Consider the following 13,380-nt stretch of genomic DNA (forward strand, 5'->3'; position numbering starts at 1 on the left):
GCTTTTTCCTTTTCTGCTCGATAGTTAACCCGCGAGGGCGGTTAGTTCGGTGGGTGTCGCGGTCGCGACGATGTGCAGGGCGATGTAGTCGCCCCACGCTTGCTGCGTATGGTCGGGGAAGCCGGGGCGGCGCTCGCCGGTTAGGACGTAGGCCAGAACCTCGGGGCGGAGAATGAGCCGCCCGAGTGCTGCCCCCAGATTGAACAGGTGGGCCTTCCCCCAGAACGCTTGCCCTGCGGCCTTTGCCGCCATGTCCGAGACGCGGGCAAAGCGCGCCCGCTCTTCCGCTGTAAGCACTCTGTGCAGCGCCTTGGCGCGGTGGTCTAAATCCTCGATGCGGTCGGAAGGATCACCCGCCGGGAAGGCCGCGACTAGGCGGGCCAGATCATCACCGGACAGCCCCCGGCGGCGATTACGGCGCAGGGCCACCACCACATCGTCGGGCCGGAACAGGTGATAATATCGCCCGTTCATGCTCTTGACCCGGCGGCGCGGGACGTCCCGGAACCACCGGGTGATGGAATTTTCTTTTGCGCCCGTGGCATTCATCACGTGCGCGGACGTGATGCAGTATTCCACGGCACCGACTCCTTGCGATCTGTTTTTGATGAGGTGCCAGAGGTTCAGGCGCGCGGCCCTACTGCCATTCCCGGCTATATGTGAAACGCCCCACCCGAAGGCTTGCGTTTTTTCTTGACTTCTGCTGATTACTATGACGCAAAACCGAATCAGAGTCAAGACCAGTCACCAAAACGGGTCACCGGATGGTGATTGACCACACACCACGCTGACGCGGGGGACGCAGCTATATCCTGTCTCGGCGGGTTGGCGTCTCGGTGGGTCACTGCCTCGCCGCCCCGGCGGGTTGGCGTCTCGGTGGGTCACTGTCCCGGCGATGTGGTGGGCCGGTGGGCCGGTGGAGGAAGATTCAGCGAATCGGCGAGGTCCGCGTCAGCGGAAACAGCCCGAGTATTACGGGGAGGGTGACGCGCTAAACGGGCAAAAGCTTGCTTGAAAGCCGTGTAGGGTGCTACCCTACCGTTACCCTACACTACCCTACAAAATCGGGGTCAATTACCCTACACTTGACCCGCTAGGACCCGAAATTATCGTTTAAAATCAATGTGGAAAGGATGGTGGGTGATGAGAGGCTCGAACTCCCGACATCTTCGGTGTAAACGAAGCGCTCTACCAACTGAGCTAATCACCCGTGCGCGCTGTCATAGCGAAAGTCTAGAAAGGGTGCAAGAGGTCAGATGACGAAAGCCCCCCTGATCGTTTTTACCGATCTCGACGGTACGCTGCTGGACCATGACAGTTACAGCTATGCCGCCGCCGCCCCGGCTTTGCTCCGGTTGCGGGAAATGGGGGCGCCGGTGATTCTGGCAAGCTCGAAAACAGCGGCAGAAATTGCGCAGCTCAGGGATGAGCTCGGCCTCGCGGCCTATCCTGCCATCGTGGAAAACGGGGCCGGCATTCTATCGGCATTTGCAAAAACCGCGACCGGCGCGGACGAATATGCCCGTATCCGCACTGCACTAGATCAAGTCGCGCCGGATTTGCGGCGTCACTTCACCGGATTTGGCGATATGACTGCACATGATGTAGCCAAGTCCACCGGGCTGTCGCTGGCGCAGGCGCAGCTGGCCCGACAGCGGTGTTTTTCCGAACCCGGCGAATGGGCGGGAACCGAGGAAGAACGCGGCGTTTTTGAACAGGCGCTGGCCGAGCTGGGCGTCGCGGCGCGCTATGGCGGGCGATACCTGACGCTAAGTCTGGGCAGGACCAAGGCCGACCGGATGGATGAAATCGCCAGTATCTATGGCAACCCGCCACGGATCGCTCTGGGGGATGCCCCGAACGATTTGGAAATGCTGCTGGCAGCGGATTACCCGGTCTTGATCAGCAATCCCCATTCCAAGCCCTTGCCCCAACTGCCCAAGAAACAGGCAAATCGCATCCTTAGAAGCACAAAAACCGGGCCTTCTGGTTGGAACCAAATGGTGCTCTCTCTAATCTCGGACCAACGAACATAACAAACGGAGCCTGAAGCGCGTGGCTGATTTTCACCAGAACGGTAATATCGCAACCCTGCATAATCTGCGTACCAGTGGCCCGGATGTTCTGACCAGAGAGCTAACGACATTCAGCGAAACCCGGAAGATTTCACTGATGCTGCCGTCCCTGTTTTCCGAGCTGGAAGGTGATGCACTACCCAATATCATCGATGAGTTGTCACAGGTTCCCTACCTGCACCGCATCATCATCGGCTTGGATCAGGCGGATGAAGAACAATATCGCTATGCCAAGCAATTCTTTTCCCGGCTACCGCAGCAGCACATCGTGATCTGGAACGAAAGCCCGCGCATGCAGGCGATCGACAATCGTCTGGAACGGTTGGGGCTGGGGCCCTGCGAACCGGGTAAGGGCAAAAATGTCTGGTCCTGCCTTGGGTATATGATGGCCTGTCAGGACAGCGCGGTGGTGGCGATCCATGACTGTGACATCCTGACATATGACAAGGAAATGCTGGCTCGGCTGGTTTATCCGGTGGCAAATCCCAATTTCTCCTATCAAATGTCCAAGGGTTTCTATCCCCGGATCGGTGGCGGAAAAATCAATGGGCGGGTCAGCCGGATGCTGGTCGCACCGATCCTGATCGCATTAAAACGGGTGATCGGTGACCGCGATTATCTCGATTTTTTGCGCTCATTCCGCTATCCGCTGTCGGGTGAATTCGCCATGCGAACCAATATCCTGCCCAATCTGCGGATGCCGTCGGATTGGGGATTGGAAATTGGCGTCCTGTCAGAAGCCTGGCGCAATTTTGCACCGAAATCGGTGTGCCAGGTGGAAATTTCCGACGCTTACGATCACAAGCATCAGATTCTCAGCCCAGAGGACAAGACCAAGGGGCTGAGCCGGATGTCGATCGACATCTGCAAATCGATTTTCCGCAAACTCGCGGCCGATGGCACCGTCTTTACCGAGGAAATTTTCCGTACTCTGAAAGCGACCTATTACCGGTCCGCGCTGGACCTGCTGGAATGCTATTCCGACGATGCGCAGATGAACGGGCTTACCGTTGACCGCCATCAGGAAGAACGCGCGGTCGAACTGTTTGCAGAAAACATCGTCGAGGCCGGGCGCATCTTCCTCGATAACCCGCATGAAACGCCGTTTATTCCGACCTGGAGCCGGGTTCATTCCGCCGATCAGGACCTGATGATGGACCGGCTGAAGGCCGCGCATCTGGATTTCAAGGAAATCTAGAAGGAATATAGCGCAAATATTTCTCTGGTCTGACAGGCATATTGCTTGATCTGAGAACAGTTTGTTTCCACTGCATTCCTTGTGCGAAAGGAACAAAACATGTTGCAATCGTTAACAAAATGCATGCACGAGACGTTCATATTACTTAATGTGTGAGTGTCCTAAGTATTAGGGGAATACGATGTGGGGTTTGATCTTTCTGTTGACCGCGGTCAACAGCTGGGCTGCGATGGAGCTGATTGACTGGCTCGGTTCTGACAACAGCAACGACGGCAGCAATGAAGAAGCCCCCGACGAAATCACCCTGAATGATGGCGTTTTAGCTGGCAGTTCCGGCGACGATTACCTGACACCGGGCAATGACGCGCTTGAAGGCCAAACCATCACCTCTGTGGATGGTGGCGCGGGCGATGATATCATCAGCGGTACGTTGGGCGCCGAGACGATGGATGGCGGCGCAGGTGATGATGAAATGCATGTCATCCCCAGCGGCAGCTACACCGGCGGCGAGGGCAACGATGTCTTCGACATCGAAAGCAACATGAATCATTGGTGGCTGGAAGATACCAGCACATTGTCCGAAGGCGTGATCACCGATTTCACCAAGGACGAAGATCAACTGGTGATGCACCTGCGCAGTGTCGGCGACGAACTGACCCTGTCGAGCCTGAATGTGGCCGACGATGGCGCGGACAGCCTGATCACCTTCAACTACATGCCGACAGCAGACGCAACAGAGGCCGAAACCGCCATTATCCGCGTGACCGGGGCCGCGGGAATCACGATGAGCGATATTACTGTTGAACTGGACGAGTTTGAGACAACGGACGGAGAGACCGTCTATGAAACCGATTTTGTCGATGGCAGCAGTGACGACGACGACCTGTCCCCGATCTTTGGCAATGACGAAGCGATCATCCGCGCCGGCGGCGGCAATGACGTAGTCACCGGGGCCGCACTCGGCACCAACGCCCTGCTGGGTGAAGGCGATGACAGCTATAGCAGCGATGGTGAAGGCAATGTCGTACACGGCGAAGCCGGCGATGACGAAATCATCTCGACCGCGACAACCCAATCAGAGGGCGCGATCGAAAGACTTTATGGCGGAATCGGTGACGACACTATCTCTTCAGCGATGGAAGAGGCCCGCCTTTACGGCGGTTTTGGCGATGACGAAATTTCCGGCGCGGCCAGTTCGTCGATTTCCGGCGGTGAGGGCGACGACATACTGGCCGTCACCACCGAAGGCACCGGACCGGATGTCGGCGAAACCCAGATTCGCGGCGATCAGGGCAATGACACCATCACTGGCAGCGCGACCGACGATGAAATCCTGGATCATCAGGCCGGTACTGTTTCTGTAGAAGGTTTTGACAACGATATAGTGTCGGCCGGAGCGGGCGACGACGTTCTGATGCACCAATTCGGCGATGACAGCTATTCCGGCGGCGCGGGCGACGACCTTCTGTATAGTATTCAGGACGAAGCCGATGCGGCCCCCGATGCCGTTGTGTTCGACGGCGAAGAAGGCGACGACACGCTGGTCGGCAGCATCGTCGGCGCCGGTGACAACCTGATCGGGGGGGCGGGAGATGACCTGTTGGTATCGGGTATGGTGCGCGGCGATGTCAGCAGCGAAACCGTTGGCGAGACCACAACCCTGACCATCGAGCGGGCCATCGGCGATGCCGGTGCCGATACCTTGGATGGTGGCGCAGGCGACGACATAATCCTGTTTGACCGTGCCGATTCCGTCGCCGGCGGCGATGGCGCAGACGATTTCAGGCTTGATCTGAACGACGATGCAGCAGCGGACGGGGATTTCGCCATCATCACCGACTACGACCGGGCCGAGGACGTGATCGCCCTGCATGTCGCGGATGCCGGGGCCGCGACGGTGACGATCGCCAATGGCGCATCCGCCAGCACCGTTTCGGTCGATGGTCTGGTGGTGCTGCAACTGGACGGGGTTCTGGACCTGTCAGCGGACGATATCGTGGTTACCGATACGGCGGCATTCGACAGCGGCAGCTATATCGTGACACATAATACCGGATCAGCGACCAGCACCATTTGATCGCTGGCTGCTCAGCCCCGGTTGGAAATCCATCGGCATTGATAGGGCGCAAATCTGATCTCGGTGCCGGTGGGATCAATCTTTTCCCCGCTCAGCAGATCAACCCAGTTTGCGCCATCTATCAGGTTGATCGCCTGAGGTGCGATAACCAAGGCATCGTCGCTGACATTGTGCAAAGCAAAGATCGACTGGTCCCGCTCTAGACTTTGCCGCCAAAGCCCGAACAAACGCTCGTCAATCTGTAGGGTGAATTGCGTCGCATTCGGGTGGAATGCTTTCTGTCGCCGCCGCACCGACATCCGCCGCAGCAATTCGTTCATGACCCGCGACTGGGTGCTTTCAGGGTCGTCCAGCCGCGCATTCAGATCCTCGTAGTCCCAGCGATGCCGGTTGATGGCGCGGTTCTGACCGCTTTTTTCGACCCCTTCAATGTCGTTTGACGCGCCCAACAGCGCCTGAATATATAGTGCTGGAATGCCTTCCAGCGCCATGATCAGGGTCTGGCTGGCCATGAAACGATCGAATTGCCATTGATCCTTGCCCGCAAAGGTCCCCTTCATAGCATCATACCAGGTGATGTTCAGCTCATATGGGGCTTCGCCGCCACCCGGTAACGCGCGCATCGACACCCGGCCACCAAAATCGCGCACTTTTTCAATCACACGGGCCTGTTCCTCGGCCTCCAGCAACCCTTCGGCAGGGCGCATCCCGATGCCGTCATGACTAGCCGTGAAATTCAGATAGGCGCACCCCATCTGCGCCGGCGGCATGGTCCCTTGCCAGCGGTTCAGCACCCGCGCTGTTCCCGCCATCATCGCGTGCAGGACCAGCGGCGGCAGCGAAAAGTTGTAGACCGAATGCGCTTCGTTCCGGTTCCCGAAATAGCTGAGGTTTTCCGCGTTGGGCACATTGGTTTCGGTCAGCAGGATCACCGGTTCGATCGCGTAATCCGCCAATAGCCGCATCAGCCGCACAATGGCGTGGGTCTGCGGCAAGTGGATACAGCTGGTCCCGACCTCTTTCCACAAGAAGGCCACCGCATCCAGCCGGATGATCCGGACCCCTTTTTCGACATGCATCCGCATGACTCGCAGGAATTCCAGCAAAACCTCGGGATTGGCAAAATTCAGATCGACCTGATCGTGGCTGAAGGTGCACCAGACATGGCGCGGCCCGTTCGCAGTATCGACATCGCGCAGCAGGGGATGGGTGCGCGGCCGCACGACCGATCCCAGATCGTCGGTGGGGTTGGCTTCGAAAAAGAACCGATCATAGGGTTCGTGCCCCTGTAGATAAGCGTTGAACCAATTCGACTGGCTGCTGACATGGTTCAGCACCAGATCCGACATCAGGTTGAATTCCGCAGCGATCCGGCTGATATCGGCCCAATCGCCCAAGACCGGGTTGACCGCGTAATAATCGGTCACCGAAAATCCATCATCAGAGGTATAAGGAAAGAACGGCAGGATATGCACCCCTGCAATCACACCATTGAGGTGCCGGTGCAGGAAATCGTACAGCAGATCCAGCGGTTTGTGCTGACCATCGACAAAGCTGTTGCCGTAGGTAATCAGCAGGCTGTCGCGTTCGCTCCATTGCCCGTTGCCGGGCACCCTGCCGCGTTTACGCCGGTGGGTGCCCTCAGGGAAAAAGGCATCAATGACCTGTGATGCCAGAATATTGGCGTCAACTTCGGGATAGATTTCACCGATCAGCGCCGCCAGTTTCAGACTAAAGGTGTGATTATTGTCTCGGGTCATGCGGAATATAGCCTTACGTTCTATCATTTGTCCGCCAGCCACGGCGGGGCAGCAACCCCGGGGCGGCAAATGAGCGATTCCAGCGGCGCTTTATGCGACATTTGATGAAGCCTTATGCAATCAACCACAATCCTGGCGTCACAAGCAAAGCCCATCCGGTTCAATCAGGTCAGGACCATCATCGGCACTGCCGAAGCGACGCACCTTATGGGCGCGAAAATTCCACCCGGTTCCGAAACTGTCGCGCACTTCATCATCCGAAACTTCGGCCTTCAGCCACGGCACGACCTGATCGTCGCGCAAAATCACCGGCATACGATCATGAATATGCGCAATCTCAGTGTCGGCCGGGCGGGTCAGCAAGGTACAACTGCGCAGTTCACTAGACAGTTTTGACATTAGGCCAGCAAAGAAAAACGCTGGTTCGTTGCTCAGCGGTGCAATGAACCAGGGTTGTTTATGCCCCTTTTGGCCGGTCCATTCGTAATATCCCCGCGCCGGGATCAGGCAACGTCCGTGCCGCCAGGCATCCCGAAAGGTCGGTTTTTCCGCTGCCGTCTCGATCTTGGCGTTGAAGGTGGTCGCTTTCCAGTCGCGGACATCGCCGCGGTGCCAATACGGCACGAACCACCAATGCGCCGAAGACGCCACCAGGTCGGTCCCTTCGGCAAAGGCTATCGCGACCTGTTGCGTTGGCTTGATATTATACCCCTGAGCAGGATCGGGCGCATCTTCGCTTCGCAATTGCCCGCCCGCGTCAAGGAAACCACGCTGGATCGCAAAAAGCTGCGCCCATGTCATCCCTTCCGCTGCAACGAATCTTCCGCACATAATATCAGGGTAGCAGGTTGCGCGGCCGACACCAGAATGGACACCAGTGTTCGTCAGCGTCGGGTCCGGATCAGCATGGTTCTCGGATAACCGAAAATATGCTATATCTGTCATGATTTTATTTCAAACCAAGCAGCTCAGAAGCTGTGTATGGTTCAGTCAAAGCAAATTTAACGACGAGCCGAAAGGATTTCTCATGCCTGTTTATTCTGCCCTCTCTGGCGCACCTTTCACCATCAATACAAACAGCAACGGGCTTGAATACGATCCCGAAGTGGCCGGACTTTCCGATGGCGGCTATGTCGCGGTCTGGACCACGGTTAATCAGGACGGGGAGCAAGACGGGGTAGCCGGACAGCGCTTTGACGCCAGTGATAGCCCAGTGGGGCCGGAATTTCAGGTCAACACCCTGACCAGCAGCAACCAGAACGTGGCCCATGTCACAGCCTTGTCTGATGGCGGCTTTGCAGTGACCTATTCCAGTTTCGGGATCGATGGCAGCATCACCGGTATCGCATTGCAGCGCTACTCTGCGACAGGAACGACGGTAGGCGATGAAACGGTCATCAACCAATACACCAACAGCCAGCAGGACCTGCCTGTAATCACCGAACTGTCTGATGGAAATCTGGTTGCGGTCTGGCAAAGCTATGGATCAGATGGCGTTCTCTACGGGATCGCGGGCAGGATCATACCCGCAACCGGTGATCCGGTGGCGGATGAATTCCAGGTCAACACCTATGTCACCGCCAGCCAGACCAACCCGGATGTTGCCGCTCTCAGCGGCGGCGGGTTCATCGCGGTCTGGCAATCACTCGAACAAGACGGTAGCAGCGAGGGCGTTTTCGCGCAACGCTTCGACAATGGCGGAAATCCTGTGGGCGATGAGTTCCAGGTAAATACTTCGACCAACAGCGCACAAGATCGCGCTTCGGTCTCGGCGCTGGCAGATGGCGGTTTTGTGGTGACCTGGGAAAGTTCGCACATGGCCATTGGCAGTTCGGAAATTTGCGGCCGTGTCTACAATGCTGACGGGAGTACCAGAGTCGGCGAATTCTTAGTGTCACAAACCGATACCGGGTTCGAACAAATGCCTGATGTATTGGGGCTTTCCGATGGTAGCTTTCTTGTCAGCTGGCGTTCGGGTGGCAATGCCTCCAACCCCGATGAATTTCCGGGGGGGCACTACGCGATGCGCTTCGACGCCGACGGAGCGGTGTTGGGCGACGGTATTTTAGTGACCAGCGACAGCCCCTCCGCCCCGCGTCATATGCGACTGACAGAGCTGGATAATGGCGATGTAATCGCGGTTTGGAATTCCTCTACCGGCGATACCGATGGCGCCCAAATTATGGGGCAGCGCCTGTTCACCGCAGGCGAGATTTCCGGCACCGAAGGGGACGATTCTTTGATCGGAGCGGGTCAAGACGACCGGATTCAGGGGTTGGGAGGCAATGACACATTGAGCGGGTTCGATGGAAATGACACGCTGATCGGCGGCGACGGTGATGACTCTCTGATCGGTGGGACCAGCGAAGACGACCTGCGTGACGTGCTCTATGGCGGCAATGGCAATGACCATCTGGATGGCGGTTACGGCAATGACGAACTGCGCGGAGATGCCGGGATGGATACCATCATAGGCGGTTTCGGCGTCGACACCATTATCGGCGGGACTGGTGACGATCAGCTAACCGGCCAGGCCTGGTCGGATCTGATCTTCGGTGGCGATGGAATTGATTTCATCAATGGCGGTTTCGGCTACGACCGGGTCAATGGCGGCGACGGGGCGGACCGTTTTTTCCATCTCGGGGTCTTGGATCACGGTTCCGACTGGATTCAGGATTATAATGCTGCTGATGGCGATGTACTGATCTTTGGCCAATCCGGTGCCACCGCAGACCAGTTCCAGATCAACCTCGCCAATACACCGGATGCCGGCTCGGCCGATGTTGAGGAGGCCTTCGTAATTTACCGCCCAACCGGCCAGATCCTATGGGCGCTGGTCGATGGCGGCGGGCAGGATGAAATCAACCTGGTGCTGGACGGGATCACCCACGATTTTCTGGCCTGAAACAGCGAAGGCATCGACCGGGTTAAGCCGTTAAAAGAAAAGGCGCTCAACCCGCACGGGGAGCGCCTTTTCCAGTAAGCAGCAGTCAACCGGACTTACAAAAAATGGTGGGTGATAAGGGATTTGAACCCCTGACATCTTCGATGTGAACGAAGCGCTCTACCACTGAGCTAATCACCCGGTAGCGCGCCTTTTAAACTCACTCCGCAGCTTCTGCAAGAGGGTCATTTTCTTCATTTTTCGTCCGTAAAACCTGCCGAACTTTGCAGTTAATTACCCGTGCGTTGGACAGGTGCTTCATCCGGTTAATCTTGACCTTGCCAAGTGAATGAAGGTTCATTTCACGGCCATCGGCCAATGCTTCGCCAAGGATACTCAGCGCCGCTTCGATTGCCGGTTTAGCAAAGCGTTTCTTAACGCCGCTGCGTTCCACGACCATTTCGATCAGCTCGGCTTTGCGCAGCTCCAGTTCGTCGGAAACCGGTACGGTTTCGTCGACGATGACAGGATCGGGCGCAGGCGCGGCCTCGACCGCAGTTGTGCGGCGCACCGGTGCTTTGGCCGTGGTTTTCGGCGCTGTTGTGCGACCGCTGGGTTTGGCGGCTACGGTTTTAGTCGGTGTTCGTGCCATGCTAGATATATGCCTCTATGTTTTTTGTTATGCTCGATATTGTATAAAATCATAGGCGAAAAGCCGTGAAAAATCTACCCGGTTAATGAAATGGCTGGAATTCGGTAAAAAAAATGGCGCTTCCCCAAAGGAAAGCGCCATTCAATTTTTCAGCCAGTTAGTAACGGGTCAGTGGGCGACGGCCCCTTCCCCGCTGCTCGACTTCAGGGCGGCAGCGGCAGCTTCTTCTGCCTCTTCGTCCCATTCGATCGGTTCGGGTTTACCGACCAGGGCCAGCCGCAGAACGTCGCTGACATGGCTGACCGGGATAATATCCAGCCCTTCCTTCACGTTATCCGGAATATCGGCCAGATCCTTTTCGTTCTCTTCCGGAATCAGAACGGTTTTCACCCCGCCCCGAAGTGCCGCCAGCAGCTTTTCCTTCAACCCACCGATAGCGGTGGCGTTGCCGCGCAAGGTGACTTCGCCGGTCATGGCGATATCTTTGCGCACCGGAATGCCGGTCAGAACCGAAACAATCGCCGTCACCATAGCCAAACCCGCACTCGGCCCATCTTTGGGCGTCGCCCCGTCGGGAACGTGGACGTGGATATCCCACTTGTCGAATTTGGTCGGCTTTACCCCGATCTTCGGCGCGATGGAACGGACATAGCTCGACGCGGCGTCGATCGATTCCTTCATCACGTCACCCAGTTTCCCGGTGGTCTTCATCCGGCCCTTGCCGGGCAGGCGAAGTGCCTCGATCGACAACAGGTCGCCACCGACGCTGGTATAGGCGAGACCGGTGACCACACCAACCTGATCTTCCTGTTCGGCCAAGCCGTAGCGGAATTTCTTCACGCCCAGGAATTCATCGATATTGTCAGCGCTGACATGGACGCTTTCGGCTTCGCCCTTGACGATCTTGGTGATCGCCTTCCGCGCCAGTTTACCGATCTCTCTCTCAAGGTTCCGCACCCCGGCTTCGCGGGTGTAGCGGCGCACCATTTCGGTCAGCGCATCTTCGCTAACGTCAAATTCGTCCGCCTTCAGGCCGTGGTTCTTGATCTGCTTGGGCAGCAAGTGCTGTTTGGCGATCTCGACCTTTTCGTCCTCGGTATATCCGGCCAGCGGAATAATCTCCATCCGGTCCATCAAAGGCCCGGGCATGTTGTAGGAGTTCGCCGTGGTCAGGAACATCACGTTCGACAGGTCATATTCGACCTCAAGATAGTGATCGACAAAGGTCGAATTCTGTTCCGGGTCCAGCACTTCGAGCATGGCCGAAGCCGGATCGCCCCGGAAATCCTGGCCCATCTTGTCGATTTCATCGAGCAGGATCAGCGGATTGGTGGTTTTCGCCTTTTTCAACGCCTGAATAATCTTGCCGGGCATCGACCCGATATAGGTCCGGCGGTGACCGCGGATTTCGGATTCGTCGCGCACGCCGCCAAGCGAGATGCGGATGAATTCGCGGCCCGTCGCCTTGGCCACCGATTTGCCAAGCGATGTCTTACCCACACCCGGCGGGCCGACAAGGCACATGATCGGGCCTTTCAGCTTGGCCGAACGCTGCTGCACGGCCAAATACTCGACGATCCGTTCCTTGACCTTTTCCAGACCATAGTGATCGACGTCCAGAACGCCCTGCGCGCGGTTCAGGTCCTTTTTCACGCGGGATTTGACACCCCACGGAATCGACAGCATCCAGTCGAGATAATTGCGCACGACGGTCGCCTCGGCGCTCATCGGGCTCATCGATTTGAGCTTCTTCAACTCGCCTTCGGCCTTTTCCCTGGCTTCTTTGCTGAGCTTGGTCTTGGCGATCTTTTCTTCCAGTTCAGCAATTTCATTGCCGCCCTCTTCGCCATCGCCCAATTCCTTCTGAATGGCCTTCATCTGCTCATTCAGATAATATTCGCGCTGGGTGCGCTCCATCTGGGATTTGACCCGGGTCTTGATCTTCTTCTCGACCTGCAAAACGCTCATTTCGCCCTGCATCAGGCCGTAGACCTTTTCCAGCCGTTCGCTGACGGAAAGGGTTTCCAGCAAATCCTGTTTCTGCTCCACCTCGATGCCCAGATGCCCCGACACCAGATCCGCCAGTTTGGCCGGTTCAGAGGTTTCCGAAACCGTCACCAGCGCCTCTTCGGGGATGTTTTTCTTTACCTTGGCATAACGTTCGAATTCACCACCGACAGTGCGCAGCAACGCCTCGATCGTGGCGGCATCGCCGGGAATTTCATTCAGATATTCGGCGCGCGCTTCGAAGAAATCGTCGTTTTCCAGATAATCGGTGATTTTCACCCGGGCCTGACCTTCAACCAGCACCTTGACGGTGCCATCGGGCAGTTTCAGCAGTTGCAGCACATTGGCCAACACACCCGTGTTGTAAATCCCGTCATTCGAAGGATCGTCTTCGGCCGGATCGATCTGGCTGGACAGCAGAATCTGCTTATCGTCCTGCATCACCTCTTCCAGTGCACGGACCGATTTTTCGCGCCCGACGAACAGAGGCACGATCATGTGGGGGAAAACCACAATATCGCGCAGTGGCAGGACTGGATAGGATGCGTTAAGTGGCTCTTGCATGCGTTTTCCTTGTTCTTGGCAAAAAGGCACTGGTCCCAGTGTGGCAACCCCGGCCTTTTCCGTTTCCTGAGGCTTTATCTGGGGTCTGCACCACCGATTTCAAGCATGTCCGGCAACCCCGGGTGGGCAGAATGCCGCGCCTAAACGTAATGAGCAAGGCGCG

At 57.0% G+C, this 13,380-nt stretch carries 9 protein-coding genes and 2 tRNA genes; 4 read left to right on the forward strand and 7 right to left on the reverse strand.

The window, feature by feature from the left end; translation table 11 throughout:
- Nucleotides 1-24: 24 nt before the first annotated feature.
- Together VOI23_RS06490 and VOI23_RS06495 are read right to left on the reverse strand one after the other, a co-directional pair.
- Entirely contained in the window at nucleotides 25-579 is a 555-nt protein-coding gene (locus tag VOI23_RS06490) for a hypothetical protein (RefSeq protein WP_323783273.1), read from the reverse strand.
- A 555-nt stretch (nucleotides 580-1,134) separates the two neighbouring features.
- Nucleotides 1,135-1,210: transfer RNA gene (locus VOI23_RS06495), tRNA-Val, on the reverse strand.
- Between the two features lie 46 nt (nucleotides 1,211-1,256).
- Between VOI23_RS06495 and VOI23_RS06500 the strand changes: the two genes are divergently transcribed.
- The 3 genes from VOI23_RS06500 to VOI23_RS06510 all read left to right on the forward strand — a co-directional run bounded on the left by VOI23_RS06500 (nucleotide 1,257) and on the right by VOI23_RS06510 (nucleotide 5,350).
- Nucleotides 1,257-2,036 carry an HAD-IIB family hydrolase gene (locus tag VOI23_RS06500; RefSeq protein ID WP_323783276.1) on the forward strand — a complete coding sequence of 260 codons (780 nt, stop codon included), beginning with the start codon at nucleotides 1,257-1,259 and terminating at the stop codon, nucleotides 2,034-2,036.
- Nucleotides 2,037-2,055: 19 nt separating this feature from the next.
- Nucleotides 2,056-3,273: a glycosyl transferase gene (locus VOI23_RS06505; protein WP_323783279.1), complete on the forward strand. Its 1,218-nt coding sequence runs from the start codon at nucleotides 2,056-2,058 to the stop codon at nucleotides 3,271-3,273.
- A gap of 181 nt (nucleotides 3,274-3,454) precedes the next feature.
- Nucleotides 3,455-5,350 carry a hypothetical protein gene (locus VOI23_RS06510; protein WP_323783282.1) on the forward strand — a complete coding sequence of 632 codons (1,896 nt, stop codon included), beginning with the start codon at nucleotides 3,455-3,457 and terminating at the stop codon, nucleotides 5,348-5,350.
- A gap of 11 nt (nucleotides 5,351-5,361) precedes the next feature.
- Here the strand turns inward: VOI23_RS06510 and VOI23_RS06515 are convergent, their stop codons facing one another.
- Together VOI23_RS06515 and VOI23_RS06520 are read right to left on the reverse strand one after the other, a co-directional pair.
- Complete coding sequence (locus VOI23_RS06515; protein ID WP_323783285.1) at nucleotides 5,362-7,110, reverse strand: sugar phosphorylase; 1,749 nt, start codon at nucleotides 7,108-7,110, stop codon at nucleotides 5,362-5,364.
- Nucleotides 7,111-7,248: 138 nt separating this feature from the next.
- Entirely contained in the window at nucleotides 7,249-7,941 is a 693-nt protein-coding gene (locus VOI23_RS06520; protein WP_323783717.1) for an SOS response-associated peptidase, read from the reverse strand.
- A 196-nt stretch (nucleotides 7,942-8,137) separates the two neighbouring features.
- Here VOI23_RS06520 and VOI23_RS06525 point away from each other — a divergent pair, with 196 nt between their 5' ends.
- Nucleotides 8,138-10,015, forward strand: a complete 1,878-nt coding sequence (locus tag VOI23_RS06525; protein ID WP_323783289.1) for a calcium-binding protein — start codon at nucleotides 8,138-8,140, stop codon at nucleotides 10,013-10,015.
- A gap of 105 nt (nucleotides 10,016-10,120) precedes the next feature.
- Here VOI23_RS06525 and VOI23_RS06530 read toward each other — a convergent pair.
- From VOI23_RS06530 to lon, 3 genes are all read right to left on the reverse strand, one after another.
- Nucleotides 10,121-10,195: transfer RNA gene (locus tag VOI23_RS06530), tRNA-Val, on the reverse strand.
- 19 nt (nucleotides 10,196-10,214) lie between these two features.
- Nucleotides 10,215-10,646 (reverse strand): HU family DNA-binding protein, encoded by a 432-nt coding sequence (locus VOI23_RS06535; RefSeq protein ID WP_323783292.1) that lies wholly within the window; start codon nucleotides 10,644-10,646, stop codon nucleotides 10,215-10,217.
- Nucleotides 10,647-10,814: 168 nt separating this feature from the next.
- The gene (lon, locus tag VOI23_RS06540) at nucleotides 10,815-13,217 is read right to left on the reverse strand and encodes an endopeptidase La (protein ID WP_323783296.1); all 2,403 of its coding nucleotides are present in this window, start codon (nucleotides 13,215-13,217) and stop codon (nucleotides 10,815-10,817) included.
- Nucleotides 13,218-13,380 lie beyond the last annotated feature (163 nt).

The organism is Thalassovita sp., from assembly GCF_034670005.1.
In the GTDB taxonomy this organism is placed as follows: domain Bacteria; phylum Pseudomonadota; class Alphaproteobacteria; order Rhodobacterales; family Rhodobacteraceae; genus Thalassobius.